Here is a 17,664-nt window from a genome sequence, read left to right as displayed (position 1 = left end):
CACCCGCACAACCCGCCGCAGGCGCCCCCGCTCCACCGCCGGAGGCACCCGCACAACCCGCCGCAGGCGCCCCGGCTCAACCGCCGGAGGGGCTCGTCAACCCCGCCACCAGTTCATCAGCCGCCCGATACGGATCCAGCTCCCCCGCCACGATCCGCTCCGCGAGCGCCCCGAGGCGCCGGTCACCGTGCAGGTCCCCGATCCGCTCCCGCAGCGCCGTCACCGCGATGGTCTCGACCTCCCGCGCCGCTCGGGCCATGCGCCGCTCCGCGAGCACACCCCGCTCCTCCATCCAGGCCCGATGCTTCTCCAGGGCCTCGACGACCTCGTCCATGCCCTCCCCGCGCGAGGCGACCGTCTTCACGATCGGCGGGCGCCAGTCCCCGGGGCCCCGGGCCTCCCCCAGCCCCAGCATGTGGTTCAGCTCGCGGGCCGTCGCGTCCGCCCCGTCCCGGTCGGCCTTGTTCACGACGTACACGTCACCGATCTCCAGGATCCCGGCCTTGGCCGCCTGGATCCCGTCGCCCATCCCCGGCGCGAGCAGCACGACGGACGTGTCCGCCTGCGAGGCGATCTCCACCTCGGACTGCCCCACACCCACCGTCTCGACGAGGATCACGTCACACCCCGCCGCGTCCAGCACCCGGATGGCCTGCGGCGCGGCCCACGCGAGCCCGCCCAGATGCCCGCGCGTCGCCATCGAACGGATGTACACGCCGGGGTCCGACGCGTGCTCCGACATCCGCACCCGGTCCCCGAGCAGCGCACCCCCGGAGAACGGGGACGACGGGTCGACGGCCAGCACGCCGACCCGCTTGTCCTGCTTGCGGTACGCGGTCACCAGCGCCGACGTCGACGTGGACTTGCCCACCCCCGGCGACCCGGTCAGCCCGACCACGTACGCGTTGCCCGCCAGCGGCGCGAGCGCCGCCATGACCTCCCTGAGCTGCGGGGACGCCCCCTCCACCAGGGAGATCAGCCGGGCCACGGCCCGCGGCCGGCCCTCCCTGGCCTGGGCGACCAGCGTGGAGACGTCCTGCATCACAGCTCCGTTCAGACGGGGAGGTCCACAAACCGGGTGCTCAGGCCTTCGGTACCCGCACGATCAGCGCGTCACCCTGACCACCGCCACCGCACAGCGCGGCCGCGCCCACGCCACCGCCACGCCGCTTCAGCTCCAGCGCCAGGTGCAGCACGAGCCGCGCACCGGACATCCCGATCGGGTGACCCAGGGCAATGGCACCGCCGTTGACATTCACCTTTTCGGTGGACACCCCGAGATCCTTCATCGACTGCACGGCAACCGCCGCGAACGCCTCGTTGATCTCGATGAGCTCCAGGTCCTCGACGCTCAGCCCCTCCTTCTTCAACGCGTGCAGGATCGCGTTGGACGGCTGGGACTGGAGCGAGTTGTCCGGCCCGGCCACGTTCCCGTGCGCCCCGATCTCGGCGATCCACTCCAGGCCGAGCTCCTGCGCCTTGGCCTTGCTCATCACCACGACCGCGGCGGCGCCGTCGGAGATCTGCGACGCCGAACCGGCCGTGATCGTGCCGTCCTTGGCGAAGGCGGGACGCAGCTTCCCGAGGGACTCCGCGGTGGTGTCGCCGCGGATCCCCTCGTCCTTGCTGAACAGCACCGGGTCGCCCTTGCGCTGCGGAATCTCGACCGGGGTGATCTCGGCCTCGAAGATGCCGTTCTTCTGCGCGGCGGCGGCACGCTGATGGCTCAACGCCGCGAACTCGTCCTGCTCGGGTCGCGCGATGTCCAGGCGCGTGTTGTGCTTCTCCGTCGACTCGCCCATGGCGATGTTCTCGAAGGCGTCGGTCAGACCGTCGTGCGCCATGGCGTCGAGCATCTCGATCGCGCCGTACTTGAAGCCCTCACGGGACTTCGGCAGCAGATGCGGGGCGTTGGTCATGGACTCCTGGCCGCCGGCGACGACCACGTCGAACTCACCCGCTCGGATCAACTGGTCGGCGAGCGCGATGGCGTCGAGGCCCGACAGGCACACCTTGTTGATGGTCAGCGCCGGCACGTTCATGGGGATACCCGCCTTGACGGCGGCCTGGCGCGCCGGGATCTGCCCCGCCCCGGCCTGGAGCACCTGACCCATGATCACGTACTGCACCTGGTCGCCACCGATCCCCGCACGGTCGAGGGCGGCCTTGATCGCGAAGCCGCCGAGGTCGGCTCCGGAGAAGGACTTCAGCGAACCGAGCAACCGCCCCATCGGGGTACGGGCACCCGCGACGATGACGGACGTCGAGCCGTTCGTTGCAGAAGACATGAGCTGCGATCCCCTTACCGGCTGCACTGCCGAGGAGTGAACGAGGGTTTACTTCGAATGTACTGACCAGTACTCCATCGCGTCATCGGGCTGTCGGTGTGATCGCGCGCACGTTGCGTAACCACCTCCGGAGCGCTGCACTGAATCCATGCTGACGCGAATCGACCACATCGGGATCGCCTGTTTCGACCTCGACAAGACCGTCGAGTTCTACCGTGCCACCTACGGCTTCGAGGTGTTCCACTCCGAGGTCAACGAGGAGCAGGGCGTGCGCGAGGCCATGCTCAAGATCAACGATACGTCCGACGGCGGCGCCTCGTACCTCCAGCTCCTGGAGCCGACCCGTGAGGACTCCACCGTCGCGAAGTGGCTGGCGAAGAACGGGGAGGGCGTCCACCACATCGCTTTCGGCACGGCGGACGTGGACGCCGAGGCCGCGGACATCAAGGACAAGGGCGTACGCGTGCTCTACGAAGAGCCGCGACGCGGTTCCATGGGGTCACGGATCACCTTCCTGCACCCCAAGGACTGCCATGGCGTACTGACAGAACTGGTCACTTCGGCGCCCGTTGAGTCACCTGAGCACTGACCCTCGTACATAGGGGCCGGTAGGGTTGGGGGCGGTCGCCGCTCAGCCAGGGTGACCGCGGTCCCGCCGTGCGACGGCAGGACCACCGGGGTCCGGGTTTCGGGGGACGAGCGTCGGGGCAGCAGCCTCTGCTCCGCCGATGATCTGACACCATTCCCCGGGGGCCCCGTTCGGCGGATGGACGGAGCTCGTTTGGAGAGAGTTGCGACCAGGGGACGGATGGGACCGCGCAGTGCGGGGCTACGAGAGCCAGGAGCGAGAGCCGGCGGCTGACGTCGACCACCTCTCTCGGTTCGAAGCCGAGATGAAGCGGCTGAAGACCGAGCGGGAAAAGGCGATCCAGCACGCCGAGGACCTCGGCTACCAGGTCGAGGTGCTGCGCGCCAAGCTGCACGAGGCGCGGCGCACCATCATGTCCCGGCCCTCCTTCGACGGCGGCGACATCGGCTGGCAGGCCGAGCAGTTGTTGCGCAACGCGCAGATGCAGGCCGACCAGATCCGCGCGGACGCCGACCGGGAGCTGAGCGAGGCCCGGGCCCAGACCCAGCGGATCCTCCAGGAGCACGCCGAGCAGGCGGCCCGGCTCCAGGCGGAGCTGCACCAGGAGGCGGTGACCCGGCGACAGCAGCTCGACCAGGAGCTGGCCGAGCGCCGCCAGACGGTCGAGTCGCACGTCAACGAGAACGTGGCCTGGGCGGAGCAGCTGCGGGCCCGCACCGAGCAGCAGGCCCGCCGGCTGCTCGACGAGTCCCGCGCCGAGGCCGAGCAGGCCCTGGCCACCGCCCGCGCGGAGGCCGAGCGGCTGACGACCGAGGCCCGGCAGCGTCTCACCAGCGCCGCCGAGGAGGCCCGCTCCGAGGCCGAGCAGATCCTGCGGCGGGCCCGCACGGACGCCGAGCGGCTGCTCAACGCCGCCTCGACGCAGGCCCAGGAGGCCACCGACCACGCCGAGCAGCTGCGGACGTCCACGGCCTCGGAGTCGGAGGCCGCGCGCCGCCAGGCCCAGGAGCTGAGCAAGGCCGCCGAGCAGCGGATGGCCGAGGCCGAGGAGGCGCTGCGCAAGGCGCAGGCCGAGTCGGAGAAGCTGGTCGCCGAGGCCAAGGAGGCCGCCGCCAAGGCCCTGGCGAGCGCGGAGTCCGCGAACGAGACGCGCACCCGCACCGCCAAGGAGCAGGTCGCCCGGCTGGTCGAGGAGGCCACGAAGGAGGCCGAGAACACCAAGTCCGAGGCCGAGCAGCTCGTCGCCGACGCCCGCGCCGAGGCGGAGAAGATCGTCGCGGAGGCCGCCGAGAAGGCCCGCACGCTCACGGCCGAGGAGACGGCGACCCAGCTGTCCAAGGCGGCCAAGACCGCCGAGGACGTGCTCAACAAGGCGTCGGAGGACGCCAAGAAGACCACCAAGGCCGCGGCCGAGGAGGCCGAGCGGATCCGCAGGGAGGCCGAGGCCGAGGCGGACCGGCTGCGCGCCGAGGCGCACGACATCGCCGAGCAGCTCAAGGGCGCGGCGAAGGACGACACCAAGGAGTACCGCGCCAAGACGGTCGAGCTCCAGGAGGAGGCCCGCCGGCTGCGCGGCGAGGCCGAGCAGCTGCGGGCCGACGCGGTCGACGAGGGCGAGAAGATCCGCGCCGAGGCCCGCAGGGAGGCCGTGGCGCAGATCGAGGAGGCGGCCAGGTCCGCCGAGGAGCTGCTCGCCAAGGCGAAGGCGGACGCGGACGAGCTGCGTACGACGGCCCAGACGGACAGCGAGAAGGTCCGCACGGAGGCCATCGAGCGGGCGACGACCCTGCGCCGGCAGGCCGAGGAGACCCTTCAGCGCACGCGGCAGGAGGCCGAGCGGCACCGCGAGGAGGTCGTCGAGCAGGCCGAGGCCCTCAAGGCGGACGCCGAGCGTGCGGCGCGGGAGCTGCACGAGGAGACCGAGCGGGCCATAGAGGCCCGCCGCGCGGAGGCGGCCCGGGAGCTGACACGGCTCCAGACGGAGGCGGAGGAGCGGCTGACGGCTGCCGAGCAGGCGCTGTCCGACGCCCGTGAGGAGGCCGCGCGGATCCGCCGCGAGGCCGCCGAGGAGAACGAGCGGCTGCGGGCCGAGGCCGCCGAGCGGATCCGTTCGCTCCAGCAGCAGGCCGAGGCCGAGGCCGAGCGGCTGCGCGACGAGGCCGCGTCCGACGCGTCGGCCGCGCGTGCCGAGGGCGAGGCCGTCGCCGTCCGTCTGCGCTCGGAGGCCGCGAGCGAGGCCGAGCGGCTGAAGTCGGAGGCGCAGGAGAGCGCCGACCGGGTGCGCGCGGAGGCGCAGGCCGCCGCCGAGCGGCTGGCCGTGGAGGCGTCCGAGACGCTGGCCGCCGCCCAGGAGGAGGCCAACCGGCGCCGCCGCGAGGCCGAGGAGGTCCTCGGCTCCGCCCGGCAGGAGGCCGACCAGGAGCGCGAGCGGGCCCGCGAGCAGAGCGAGGAGCTGCTGGCTTCCGCGCGCAAGCGCGTGGAGGAGGCGCAGACCGAGGCCGTACGGCTGGTCGAGGAGGCCGACCGGCGCGCCACGGAGATGGTGTCGGCGGCCGAGCAGCACGCGCAGCAGGTCCGGGACTCCGTCGCGGGGCTGCACGAGCAGGCCCAGGAGGAGATCGCCGGGCTGCGCAGCGCCGCCGAGCACGTGGCGGAGCGTACGACGCGGGAGGCCCAGGAGGAGGCCGACCGGGTCCGTGCCGACGCCTACGCGGAGCGGGAGCGGGCGAGCGAGGACGCCGGCCGGCTGCGGCGCGAGGCGCACGAGGAGTCGGAGGCCGCCAAGGCGCTCGCCGAGCGGACGATGTCCGAGGCGATCGCGGAGGCGGAGCGGATCCGCGCGGACGTCGCCGAGCACGCCCAGCGGGTGCGCACGGAGGCGTCGGACGCCATCGCGGAGGCCGAGCAGAGCGCCTCGCGTACCCGGGCGGACGCCCGCGAGGACGCCAACCGCATCCGCTCGGACGCGGCGACGCAGGCGGACACCCTCATCACCGAGGCGCGCAACGAGGCGGAGCGGCTCACGACCGAGACGGTCCAGGAGACCGACCGGCTGCGGATGGAGACGGTCGCGGAGGCCGAGCGGGTCCGTACGGAAGCCATCTCCGAGGCCGAGCGCCTCCGTTCCGAGGCGGCCACGGAGGCCGAGCGGGTGCGGGCCGAGTCGGTCGCCAAGGCCGACCAGCTGGTCGGGGAGGCCACCGCCGAGGCGGAGCGGCTGCGGGCCGAGGCCGCCGAGACGGTCGGCTCGGCGCAGCAGCACGCCGAGCGGGTCCGCAGCGAGGCCCAGCGCGTCAAGGCCGCCGCCGAGGCGGAGGCGGAGCGGCTCGTCAACTCCGCGCGCGAGGAGGCCGACCGCACGCTGGACGAGGCCCGCAAGGAGGCCAACAAGCGGCGCTCCGAGGCGGCCGAACAGGTCGACAAGCTCATCACGGAGACCACGGCGGAGGCCGACAAGCTGCTCACCGAGGCGCAGCAGCAGGCGCACAAGACCACCGCGGAGGCCGAGTCGCAGGCCGACACGATGGTGGGCGCGGCCCGCAAGGAGGCCGACCGGCTCGTTTCCGAGGCGACGGTCGAGGGCAACTCGCGGGTGGAGAAGGCCCGTACGGACGCGGACGAGCTGCTGGTCGGCGCGCGCCGGGACGCCACGCAGATCAGGGAGCGGGCCGAGGAACTGCGCGACCGCATCACGGCGGAGATCGAGGAGCTGCACGAGCGGGCCCGCCGGGAGTCGGCCGAGACGATGAAGTCGGCGGGCGACCGCTGCGACGCGCTCGTCAAGGCCGCGGAGGAGCAGCTCGCGAAGGCGCAGGCGAAGGCCAAGGAGATCGTCTCGGAGGCCAACTCCGAGGCGGGCAAGGTCCGTATCGCCGCGGTGAAGAAGGCCGAGGGTCTGCTCAAGGAGGCCGAGCAGAAGAAGGCCACGCTGGTCCGGGAGGCCGAGGAGCTCAAGGCCGAGGCGATCCGGGAGGCCAAGCGCACGGTCGAGGAGGGCAAGCGCGAGCTGGAGGTCCTGGTCCGCCGCCGTGAGGACATCAACGCTGAGATCTCCCGTGTCCAGGACGTCCTGGAGGCGTTGGAATCCTTCGAGGCCCCGTCCCCGGCCAAGGACAACGGAGTCAAGGCAGGCGCAACAGTCGGCGCACCCCGTTCGGGTGGCAAGTCCTCGGATAGCTAGCGAACCGGGGCGAAACCGGTGTGTGCTGGAGCCTTTGACCAAGTCTTTGGCAAGCTGTCCTGCGGTTAGCCACCCAAAAGGGGTCTCATTTTGCAGACCAAACGCGCATCCGCTCGATGACACACCGTTTCGGCCCCTAGGATTCCACCTATCACCTCACCGGTCTCATTCGACAGGAACCCCATGAGCGACACTTCCCCCTACGGCTTCGAGCTTGTGCGGCGTGGGTACGACCGCGCTCAGGTGGACGAACGTATCTCCAAGCTCGTCTCCGACCGTGACAGCGCTCTCGCCCGCATCACCGCTCTGGAAAAGCGCATCGAGGAGCTCCACCTCGAGACGCAGAACGCCCAGGCCCAGATCAGCGACGCCGAGCCGTCGTACGCGGGTCTCGGCGCGCGCGTGGAGAAGATCCTCCGCCTCGCCGAGGAAGAGGCGAAGGACCTGCGCGAGGAGGCCCGGCGCGCGGCCGAGCAGCACCGCGAACTCGCCGAGTCGGCGGCCCAGCAGGTGCGCAACGACGCCGAGTCGTACTCGGCGGAGCGCAAGGCGAAGGCCGAGGACGAGGGCCTGCGGATCGTCGAGAAGGCCAAGAGCGACGCCGCCCAGCTGCGTTCCGAGGCGCAGAAGGACGCGCAGTCCAAGCGTGAGGAGGCGGACGCCCTCTTCGAGGAGACCCGCGCCAAGGCCGCGCAGGCCGCCGCCGACTTCGAGACGAACCTCGCCAAGCGCCGCGAGCAGTCCGAGCGCGACCTGGCGTCCCGTCAGGCCAAGGCCGAGAAGCGCCTCGCCGAGATCGAGCACCGCGCCGAGCAGCTCCGCCTGGAGGCGGAGAAGCTGCGCACGGACGCCGAGCGCCGCGCCCGCCAGACGGTGGAGACGGCCCAGCGCCAGGCCGAGGACATCGTGGCCGACGCCAACGCCAAGGCCGACCGCATCCGTTCGGAATCCGAGCGCGAGCTCGCGGCCCTCACCAACCGCCGCGACAGCATCAACGCCCAGCTGACGAACGTCCGCGAGATGCTCGCCACGCTCACGGGCGCCGCGGTGGCCGCGGCCGGCACGCCGACCGAGGACGAGCCGATCTCCCGCGGGGTTCCGGCCCAGCAGTCCCGGTAACGACCCGGCATACGGAGTCTGAATCTCCGCAAAGCCCTCTGCCGCTCGGGTGGCAGAGGGCTTTGTCCCGTTCTAGCGTGGCGGCATGATTGAGCTCGAGGGGCTGACCAAGCGTTACGGCGAGAAGGTAGCGGTCAACAACCTGTCTTTCACCGTCAGACCGGGCATCGTCACCGGCTTCCTCGGGCCCAACGGCGCGGGCAAGTCCACGACCATGCGGATGATCCTGGGTCTCGACCACCCGACCGCGGGCGACGTCCGGATCGACGGCAAGCACTACCAGCAGCTCAAGGACCCGCTGACATACATCGGCGCCCTGCTGGAGGCCAAGGCCTGGCACGGCGGGCGCACCGCCTACAACCATCTGCTGTGCCTCGCGCAGAGCAACGGCATTCCGCGCAGCCGCGTGCGGGAGGTGCTGGAGACCGTCGGGCTGACGGCCGTCGCGAAGAAGAAGACCAAGGGCTTCTCGATGGGCATGGGGCAGCGGCTCGGCATCGCCGCCGCGCTGCTCGGCGATCCCCGGATCCTGATGTTCGACGAGCCGGTCAACGGCCTCGACCCCGAGGGCATCCACTGGATCCGCACCCTGATGAAGTCCCTGGCGGCACAGGGCCGGACCGTGTTCGTCTCCTCCCATCTGATGAGCGAGATGGCGCTGACCGCCGAGCACCTCGTCGTCATCGGTCAGGGGCGGCTGCTCGCGGACACCTCCATGGCTGACTTCATCGCGCGCAACTCACGGTCGTACGTCCGAGTCCGCAGCCCGCAGCGGGAGCGGCTGCTCGATGTGCTGCACCAGGCCGGGATCGTCGCCGTCGAGAGCGGCGAGGGGGTGCTGGAAGTGGACGGCGGCAAGGCCGAGCACGTCGGCGAGCTGGCGGCGCAGCACGGAATCACGCTGCACGAGCTGAGCCCGCAGCAGGCGTCGCTGGAAGAGGCGTTCATGCGGCTGACCGCGGGGTCGGTGGAGTACCACGCACACAGCGGGACGAGCCCCGAGCCATCGGGGCAGCAGTGGGGCGACGGCTGGAAGAGGGGCTGAGCATGGCGACGACACAGGTCGTACGGTCGGAGTGGACGAAGATCCGGTCGGTGGCGTCCACGGTGTGGACCCTCTCGCTGGTGGTGGTCGTGACGGTCGCCCTCGGCATGCTGATCTCGGCCCTGTCCAAGAACGAGTTCGACTCCATGGGCGCGCAGCAGCGGGCGGAGTTCGACCCGACGTTCATCAGCTTCGCGGGGATGAGCCTCGGGCAGCTCGCGATGATCGTGTTCGGTGTGCTGGTGGTGTCGAACGAGTACAGCACCGGCATGATCCGCACCTCGCTGGCCGCCGTGCCGCAGCGCGGCTCCTTCCTGTTCAGCAAGATCGCGGTCGCCAGTGGGCTCGCCCTCCTGGTCGGCCTCGTCACCAGCTTCGCCGCGTTCTTCCTGGGGCAGGCGATGCTGGGTGAGCACCGGGCGGAGATCGGCGACCCGGGGGTGCTGCGGGCGGTGGTCGGCGGCGGCCTCTACATGGCGCTGATCGCGATGTTCTCCATGGGCGTCGCCGCGATGCTGCGCTCGCCGATGCTGTCGCTGGGCATCCTGATGCCGTTCTTCTTCCTGATCTCCAGCATCCTGGGCAATGTCGACGCGACGAAGAAGGTCGGCCGGTTCCTGCCCGACCAGGCCGGCAGCAAGATCATGCAGGTGGTCACGCCCATCGACGACGACACCCCGTACGGTCCGTGGGGCGGTCTCGGGATCATGGGGCTGTGGGTGCTGGCGGCACTGATCGGCGGGTACGTCCTGCTGAAGAAGCGCGACGCGTAGGTGGGGCTGCCGGGGCGGGCCGCGCTCCACCCTTTACTTTCATTTGGGCGGAACCGTCAGCGCCTCGATATCCTCCTAACCCTTACGGGGGCGTGTGCCCCGCTGTCCTGAACCTTGCGATGGGTGCGGAGCATGATCGAAGCAGTCGGCCTGACGAAGCGCTACGGCGACAAGACCGCTGTGTACAACCTTTCCTTCCAGGTGCGGCCGGGGGCCGTCACCGGCTTCCTCGGGCCGAACGGCTCGGGCAAGTCGACGACGATGCGGATGATCCTCGGCCTGGACAACCCGACGGTCGGGCATGTGACGATCGGCGGCCACCCGTACCGCAAGCTGCCCAACGCCCCCCGCCAGGTCGGTGCCCTCCTGGACGCCAAGGCCGTGCACGGCGGCCGGGCCGCCCGCAACCATCTGCTGTGCCTGGCCCAGCTGTCCGGCATCCCGGCCAAACGGGTGGACGAGGTGCTCGGGGTCGTCGGCCTCCAGGACGTGGCCAAGAAGCGGTCCAAGGGCTTCTCCCTCGGCATGGGGCAGCGGCTCGGCATCGCCGCCGCGCTGCTCGGCGACCCGCAGGTGCTGCTGTTCGACGAGCCGGTCAACGGCCTCGACCCCGAGGGCATCCTCTGGGTGCGCAACCTGATGAAGGCGCTCGCGGCGGAGGGCCGTACCGTCTTCGTCTCCTCCCACCTGATGAGCGAGATGGCGCTCACCGCCGACCACCTCATCGTCATCGGGCGCGGGCAACTGCTCGCCGACATGAGCGTCACGGACTTCATCTCCGCGAACTCCGCGGACTTCGCGCGTGTGCGGACGCCCGACACCGAGCCGCAGCAGCGCGAGAAGCTGTCGGCCGCGCTCACCGAGTCGGGCGGGCACGTGCTGCCCGAGCAGGACGGCGCGCTGCGCGTGACCGGGCTGCCGCTCCCCCGCATCAGCGACATCGCGCACGACCACGACGTCCGGCTGTGGGAGCTGTCGCCGCACCAGGCCTCGCTGGAGGAGGCGTACATGCGGATGACGCAGGGCGCCGTCGACTACCGCTCGACCATCGACCAGAAGGAAGGGCTCCAGCAGCAGCTGCCGCCCGGGGCGCGGCCCCCGATGCCGGTGCCCGGACAGGGGCAGCCCGACTGGTACGCCCCGCCGCCGCCCCAGCAGGGCGGGCAGCCGTTCACGATGCCGCCGCAGGGCGCGCCGGGCCAGGCACCGGCGGGCCCGTACGGCGCTCCGGGGGCCCCGGGAGCGCCCGGGACCGCTCCGATCACCCCTGCCGCCTCCGGCGCGGGAACGCCCAACCCGTACGCCCAGCCCGCAGGTCAGCCGCCGCAGACACCCGCGCAGGGCGCGCCGCAGACGCCCGCGCAGCCCGCGGGCCAGGCACCCCAGCCCCCGGCAGCGCCCGCCGCGCCGGCTCCGCAGCCGAGCGCCGCGCCCGCGCCCGCCCCGACCTCCGACCTGACCAAGCCCGAGGACCCCCGATGAGCAGCCCCCAGCCCCAGATGCCGCCGGCCGCACCCACCTGGGAGGCGGCGCCCGGCTCTTCGTACCCCGGCTACACCTCGCCGATCCCGGTCGTGCGGACGCACCTCGGGCATGCCATCGCCTCCGAGTGGACGAAGATCAGGTCGGTCCGCTCCACGATGTGGACGCTCGGCGTGTTCGTCCTGCTCGTCATCGGCATCGGCACGCTGACCGGCGTGGTGGTGGCGAACTCCGACCCGGCCCTGTCCGGCGAGAGCCCGCTCGGCCTGGGCTTCTTCGGGCTGCTGCTCGGCAGCATGTGCATCATCACGCTGGGCGTGCTGACCACGGCCTCGGAGTACGGCACGGGCATGGTCCGCACCACGATGGTCGCGTGCCCGAGCCGGGGCCGGGTGCTGGCGGCCAAGGGCATCGTGTTCTTCCTGGTCGCGTTCGTGGTGACGCTGGTGTCCGCGTCCCTCGTCGCGTTCCTGCACGTGGCGATGCTGGAGGGCCAGGGCGCCAAGGACCCGTCCGGCGGGGAGTGGCTGAGGGGCACGGTCGGCATCTCGGCGTACGTCGCGCTGCTGGGCCTGCTCTCGCTCGCCGTCGGCTCGATCATCCGGCACTCGGCCGGCGCCATCACTATCATGATCGGCACCGTGCTCGCCCCGCTGGTGATCGCGCTGTTCATGTTCTCCGAGTCGCTGCAGGGCGTCCGCGACGCGCTGTTCGAGTACTCGATCCCGAACCAGCTGAGCGTCTTCTACTCCAACTCCCTCAGCCAGTCCGGCCCGTCCGGCTGGGACCCGCTGTGGATCCTCCTCGGCGCGACGGCCGTCGCGTTCGCCGCCGCCTTCGCGCTGCTGGAGAAGCGGGACGTGTAGCCGCAGGCCGTGAACGGCCTAGAACCTCGGCGCGTTTCGGGACCGCCGCACCCCCGGGGTGCGGCGGTCCCGCGCGTTCCAGCAGGCCTTGTGCCAGTGGCGGCGGTCGTCGACGCCCGTGTGCTCGGACCAGGCCACCACGTGCGGCACCCCGTCCGGGATCAGCTGGTCGCAGCCGGGGCAGCGGTACGACTTGCCCTGCGCGCTCGCGCCGGCCACGTGCCGCACGCTCCAGCTCTCGCCCTGCCAGTTCTCCGAGGACTGCCAGCCGCCGTAACGGCCGGGACGGTCGTCCTCGGCGCTCCGGCCGGACGAAACGGCGCCCTTGGGTCGGTTGCGACGCGGGGACACGGGACACCTCTCGGGGCTATACAGGACACGTGGCGTGCCCAGCCTACGCGGCGCGGACGGGGGTACACGTACGCCATCCAATCGCCACAAGTCCCTCGCCGGGCAAGGCGCGCCCCCGCCGGGCCTGCCCCCGGGCTCCGCGTGGAACGCCCCATTCTGCAGACAATCCGCAAAATACCCCGACCGGCCGTGTCCTCGGCACGTGTCAGACGGTTATGCCCTGTGGGGGAGCTCCCGTGTCGGAGCCAAGGAAGCAGGAAAGCAATGCGCGTTGGAAGTTTCGTGTTGGCGGCCCAGTTCCCCGGTCAGGGAGAGGGAGAGGCGCTGCACCGCGCGGTCCGCTCGGCCGAGGTCGCCGAGGAGGCCGGGCTCGACACGGTCTGGCTGGCCGAGCACCACTTCGTGCCGTACGGCACGTGCCCGTCGGCCGTCACCCTGGCCGCTTTACTGCTCGGCCGCACCCGCCGTATCCGGGTCGGTACGGCGGTCAGCGTCCTGCCCACCACCCACCCCGTGACCCTCGGCGAACAGGCGGCGCTGCTGCACCACACGAGCGGCGGCCGGTTCACACTGGGCGTCGGGCGCGGCGGCCCGTGGATCGACCTGGAGGTGTTCGGTGCGGGCCTGGAGGCGTACGAGAAGGGGTTCCCGGAGTCCCTGGACGTCCTGGTGCGCTGGCTGCGCGACGCGTCGGTGGCGGCCGACGGGGAGCGCTTCCGCTTCCGTGAAGTCCCGGTGGTTCCCCGGCCGTCGGAGGCCCTGACCGAGGTCGAGGGGCCCGAGCTCGTCGTGGCCTGCACCTCGCCGGCGAGTGTGCGGCTGGCGGCCGAGCGCGGCCTTTCGATGCTGCTCGGGATGCACGTCGGGGACGAGGAGAAGGCCGAGATGGTCGCCCTGTGGCGGCGGCACGCGCGGGCGAGCGGCCGGCCGGCCGAGGAGATCCTGGGCGCGTCCCATGTGTCGGCGGGCGTCTGCCAGATCGCGGACCGGCGGGTCGACGCGGCGGAGACGCTGATGAAGGCGATGCCGGGCTGGCTGAAGCAGGGCCTGGAGGCTCATGTCACGGTCGACGGGCGCACGCGCCGGATGCGCGACCCGCTCGCGTACACCGAACTGCTCTGCGGACTGCACCCGGTGGGCACACCGCGGCTGTGCGCCGACCGGCTGGCGGCGACCAGCGAGCGGACCGGCATCTCCCGCTTCGCCCTGCTCGTCGAGGGCTCCGGGGACCTGGCGGCGACGGAGGAGAACGTACGGCGGCTGGGGGCCGAGGTGCTCCCCCAACTCGTCTGAAAGCATCGTGGATTCCCGGGGCTTGCCGCTCCGGTACAGAACTGCACCTCCCGCGTACGGAGCGGCAAGCAAGCGGCGCCGCGTCAGCAGTCCCGGAACTCGGGTGACTGGTTGAGCACCTGGCTGCGGACCGACGTGAAGCGGCCCAGCGTCTCGTCCACCGAGGAGTCAAGCGGGAACACCGCCACCCGGTGGCAGTTCTGGAAGGCCAGCCGTACACCGAAGTGCCGTTGCAGCGCGCCGCGTATCGCGTCACTCGCAAGCGCACGCAGCAACTGGCCGCGTGCCTGCTCGTCCGGCGGAGGCGTCTGGTTGTCGGCGAACGCACCGCCGTCCACCTTCAGCTGAGCCACCAGGGAGCTGATCATCTCCCACGCGTAGGGCAGGGAGGTCCGGACGCAGTCGACGAATTCCGCTTCGTCGACCTCGCCTCGCTCGGCCTGTTCGAGTAGGGCCGGTGAGACGTCGAGCGACATGAGTTCTCCTCTCGCACCCCCGCCCGGCGGGCAGGGGTTGCCGGACAGATAAGGGAGTTCGCGATACCGGACACGCTGCGTACACACATCGCGACCTCCCGTTCATACCGTAAGCAACCGACGGTGACGGCACCAGGAGAATGCGCAGATGAGGCACTCTCAATGACCACACCCTGCACACAATCGGCCAATACCGAACACGCGTTTTCCAGGGCGAATCGCGTCGACAGGTGCCTGTCGAGTAGCGTTGCCAACCATGCGTCTCGTCATTGCCCGCTGCTCCGTGGACTACGCCGGGCGGCTCACCGCCCACCTTCCCTCGGCCCCGCGCCTGATCCTGGTGAAGGCGGACGGCAGCGTCTCGATCCACGCCGACGACCGGGCCTACAAGCCCCTGAACTGGATGTCGCCGCCCTGCACGCTGAAGGAGGGCACCGGCGAGGACGAGGGCGTCTGGACCGTCATCAACAAGGCGGGCGAGAAGCTCATCATCACGATGGAGGAAGTCCTCCACGACTCCTCGCACGAACTGGGCGTCGATCCCGGCCTGATCAAGGACGGCGTGGAAGCGCACCTCCAGGAGCTGCTCGCCGACCGCATCGAAACGCTCGGCGAGGGCTACACCCTGATCCGCCGCGAGTACCCGACGGCCATCGGCCCGGTCGACATCCTGTGCCGGGACGCCGACGGCAAGACCGTCGCGGTGGAGATCAAGCGGCGCGGTGAGATCGACGGCGTGGAGCAGCTGACGCGCTATCTGGAGCTGCTGAACCGCGATCCCCATCTCGCCCCGGTCCGCGGCATCTTCGCCGCGCAGGAGATCAAGCCCCAGGCCCGCGTCCTCGCGACCGACCGCGGCATCGGCTGCCAGGTCCTCGACTACGACGCGCTGCGGGGCATCGAGGACGACAAGCTGCGGCTGTTCTGACCTACCGCACGAACACGACGAAAAGGGCCGGGTCCGAGGAACGGACCCGGCCCTGCTGTGTGCATGGGTGTCAGATCACCGGGTCCGGGCTGCTCTCCGGCGCGCTCGCGGTGGTGCTCGCGGGGGCGCTGGAGGCCGGGCCGCTGGCCGAGTCGGAGGTGGACGGCTGCGAGGTCGGAGGCTGGGACGTCGGCGGCTGCGAGGTCGGCGGCTGGGACGTGGGCGGCTGTGAGGTCGGCGGCTTCGACGTCGTCGGCGGCTTCGACGTCGTGGGGGGCTTCGACGTCGTCGGCGGCTTCGACGTGGTCGGCGGCTTCGATGTCGTGGGCGGCTTCGAAGCCGACCCCGAGTCGCTGGGGTCCGGGGAACCGCTGGGATCGCCCGTCGGCGTCGGATCGTCCGAGGTGCCCGGCGTGCCGTCCGGGCCCGGGTCGGTCGGGCGGCTCGTCGCCGCACCCGTGTCGCCGGCACCGTCGCTGTCGTTCGCCGCCGGGTCCGCGCCCAGGCTGCCGTCGTTGACACCCTGGCTGGCCGAGGGATTGACGCCGACCCGGTCGGACGGCGGGTTCGTGTCGTTGTCGGACGTGGCGCCGAGGGTCACCACCGTGCCGAGCACGGCGACGAGCAGGGCACCGGCGCCGGAGGCCACGAGGTTGCGCCGGGCCAGGCCCTTGACGCCGCCCCGGGCCTTGCGGGAGGGCGCGGACGAGCTGTGGCGGGTGACCAGGGTCGGCGAGGGGGGCTGCTGAAGGGTCGGGAAGGCCGCCGGAACACCGCCGGCCGGAGACGCCGACTCCTCGTACCGGGCGTCGGGGACCTCCTCACCCGCGGTCGGCCCGAGTCCGATCGGGGTGCCCGAGCGGTCGGCGACCAGGGCGAGGGCACGGCGGCCGGCGACGGTGCCGCGCTTGTCGGAGAGGGCGCCGCGCAGGCCGATGGAGGCCTCCAGCTCGGCGCGGGCCCGGTCGAGCTGTCCGCCGCACAGGGCGAGGATGCCGAGCTCGTGGTGGAAGTACGCCTCTTCGGCGACGTCCCCGGCGAGCCGGGCGGCCTCCGCGCCGGTGCGCAGGACGCGTTCCCAGGCGCTCCAGTGCAGTCCGGCGGCGAAGGCGGGTGCGGCGGTGCGCGCCAGGTGCACGGCCGGGCTCTCCTCGCCCTCGGCGGGCGGGCTGGTGAGCGGCCCGAGCACGGCCAGGGCGGCCAGGAGCGCGTCGGCCTCGGCGCACACGCGCTCCGGGGTCACCGAGGGGTGCCCGGCCCACCAGGAGTAGTGCTGGGCGGCGCTGCGGGCGCCGGCCTCGGCCTCGTCGGCGTATCCGGCGGCCTCCAGCTGGGTCAGGACACCGGCGGCGAGCCGGTAGCGGGAGCCGACCGGGGAGACCAGGCCGCAGGCGGCCAGCTCGCCGAGCGCGGCGTCCGCGTGGGTGTCGCCGACCAGGGCGGGCAGATGCGCCTGGTGCGGCACCTCGCCTGCGAGGGCGACGGCGAACCGCAGGGTGGCGCGCGCGGAGGCGCTCAGCCGGGAGGCGAGCAGCGGAGCGGGGGCGGCGGCCTCACCGAGCGAGGGCAGCGGTACGTCGTCGCCGTCGGCGGCCTCGTAGGCGTCGGCCGGGGGCGCGTCCTCGAAGACGCCGAACTCGTCCACGGCGCTCGTCCCGGCGCGCAGCCGGTCGCGCTGCCGCAGCAGGGCACCGGCCTGGACGAAGCGCAGCGGCAGGCCCTCGGACTCGAACCAGAGGTCGCCCGCCCAGTTGGACTCCTCCTCGGTGAGGGGCCGGCCGACGGCGTGTTCCAGCAGGTCGAGCCCGTCAGCCCGCTCCAGGCCGCCCAGGAAGACCTCCTCGACGGCGGCGTCGGCGGAGGGCGCCGGAACGTCCGGGGTGGCACCGAGCAGGAAGGCGCACTCGGGGGTCGCCTCCAGCAGCTCGTCGAGCCCGGCGCCGCCGAACTCGAGGTCGTCGAGGACGACGACCGCGGCGATCTCACGGACGTACGTGAGCAGTTCGTCCCGGTCCGGGCGGTGCAGGGGGGCGTTGTAGACCGCGTGGAAGAGGTCGTACAGCAGGTCGCTCGAGGTGCGGCCGAAGCCGTTCAGGCGGACGACGCCGTCGGGGGCGAGGTCGGAGCAGTCCTCGCAGACGAGGTCGAGCAGGCGGGTGCGGCCGCAGCCGGCGGGGCCGGTGAGGCGGACCGAGCGGCCGCGGGCGAGCAGGCGCACCAGTCGCTCGCGTTCGTCCTGGCGGGCCAGCAGCGGCAGGCTGGGCTGCGCGGGAC

General features: G+C 71.9%; 14 protein-coding genes. 9 read left to right on the top strand and 5 right to left on the bottom strand.

Going from position 1 to position 17,664, the window contains the following annotated elements:
* Positions 1-76 precede the first annotated feature (76 nt).
* Entirely contained in the window at positions 77-1,042 is a 966-nt protein-coding gene (gene meaB / locus CA983_RS25260; RefSeq protein WP_086603167.1) for a methylmalonyl Co-A mutase-associated GTPase MeaB, read from the bottom strand.
* Between the two features lie 40 nt (positions 1,043-1,082).
* The gene (locus tag CA983_RS25255) at positions 1,083-2,288 is read right to left on the bottom strand and encodes an acetyl-CoA C-acetyltransferase (RefSeq protein WP_086603166.1); all 1,206 of its coding nucleotides are present in this window, start codon (positions 2,286-2,288) and stop codon (positions 1,083-1,085) included.
* Between the two features lie 148 nt (positions 2,289-2,436).
* Between CA983_RS25255 and mce the strand changes: the two genes are divergently transcribed.
* From mce to CA983_RS25220, 7 genes are all read left to right on the top strand, one after another.
* Positions 2,437-2,877 (top strand): methylmalonyl-CoA epimerase, encoded by a 441-nt coding sequence (gene mce, locus CA983_RS25250; protein ID WP_020276113.1) that lies wholly within the window; start codon positions 2,437-2,439, stop codon positions 2,875-2,877.
* A 232-nt stretch (positions 2,878-3,109) separates the two neighbouring features.
* Entirely contained in the window at positions 3,110-7,057 is a 3,948-nt protein-coding gene (scy, locus tag CA983_RS25245) for a polarized growth protein Scy (RefSeq protein WP_086603165.1), read from the top strand.
* Positions 7,058-7,240: 183 nt separating this feature from the next.
* Entirely contained in the window at positions 7,241-8,176 is a 936-nt protein-coding gene (locus CA983_RS25240; protein ID WP_086603164.1) for a coiled-coil domain-containing protein, read from the top strand.
* 85 nt (positions 8,177-8,261) lie between these two features.
* Positions 8,262-9,221: an ABC transporter ATP-binding protein gene (locus tag CA983_RS25235; protein ID WP_086603163.1), complete on the top strand. Its 960-nt coding sequence runs from the start codon at positions 8,262-8,264 to the stop codon at positions 9,219-9,221.
* Between the two features lie 2 nt (positions 9,222-9,223).
* Positions 9,224-9,994 carry an ABC transporter permease gene (locus tag CA983_RS25230; RefSeq protein WP_086603162.1) on the top strand — a complete coding sequence of 257 codons (771 nt, stop codon included), beginning with the start codon at positions 9,224-9,226 and terminating at the stop codon, positions 9,992-9,994.
* Between the two features lie 132 nt (positions 9,995-10,126).
* Positions 10,127-11,476, top strand: a complete 1,350-nt coding sequence (locus CA983_RS25225) for an ABC transporter ATP-binding protein (protein WP_086603161.1) — start codon at positions 10,127-10,129, stop codon at positions 11,474-11,476.
* Positions 11,473-12,342 carry an ABC transporter permease subunit gene (locus CA983_RS25220; RefSeq protein WP_086603160.1) on the top strand — a complete coding sequence of 290 codons (870 nt, stop codon included), beginning with the start codon at positions 11,473-11,475 and terminating at the stop codon, positions 12,340-12,342. Before CA983_RS25225 ends, CA983_RS25220 begins: the two co-directional genes overlap by 4 nt.
* Positions 12,343-12,360: 18 nt before the next feature.
* Here CA983_RS25220 and CA983_RS25215 read toward each other — a convergent pair whose 3' ends face one another.
* Complete coding sequence (locus CA983_RS25215) at positions 12,361-12,693, bottom strand: ATP/GTP-binding protein (RefSeq protein ID WP_086603159.1); 333 nt, start codon at positions 12,691-12,693, stop codon at positions 12,361-12,363.
* Between the two features lie 264 nt (positions 12,694-12,957).
* Between CA983_RS25215 and CA983_RS25210 the strand changes: the two genes are divergently transcribed.
* On the top strand, positions 12,958-13,986 hold the full coding sequence (locus CA983_RS25210) for an LLM class flavin-dependent oxidoreductase (protein WP_086603158.1): 1,029 nt from the start codon (positions 12,958-12,960) through the stop codon (positions 13,984-13,986).
* 83 nt (positions 13,987-14,069) lie between these two features.
* On the opposite strand, the gene CA983_RS25205 is transcribed toward CA983_RS25210, so the two are convergent.
* Positions 14,070-14,462 carry an SCO5389 family protein gene (locus CA983_RS25205; RefSeq protein WP_010040113.1) on the bottom strand — a complete coding sequence of 131 codons (393 nt, stop codon included), beginning with the start codon at positions 14,460-14,462 and terminating at the stop codon, positions 14,070-14,072.
* Between the two features lie 256 nt (positions 14,463-14,718).
* On the opposite strand from CA983_RS25205, the gene nucS reads away from it, so the two are divergent.
* Positions 14,719-15,390, top strand: a complete 672-nt coding sequence (gene nucS, locus CA983_RS25200; protein ID WP_167407455.1) for an endonuclease NucS — start codon at positions 14,719-14,721, stop codon at positions 15,388-15,390.
* 70 nt (positions 15,391-15,460) lie between these two features.
* Here the strand turns inward: nucS and CA983_RS25195 are convergent.
* A partial coding sequence (locus tag CA983_RS25195) for an AAA family ATPase (RefSeq protein ID WP_086603156.1) occupies positions 15,461-17,664 on the bottom strand: 2,204 nt, incomplete at its 5' end.

Source organism: Streptomyces swartbergensis, from assembly GCF_002148965.1.
Classification (GTDB): Bacteria; Actinomycetota; Actinomycetes; order Streptomycetales; family Streptomycetaceae; genus Streptomyces; species Streptomyces swartbergensis.
Note: the sequence above shows the minus strand (reverse complement) of the source record. Positions and strands in the feature narration are given on the sequence as shown.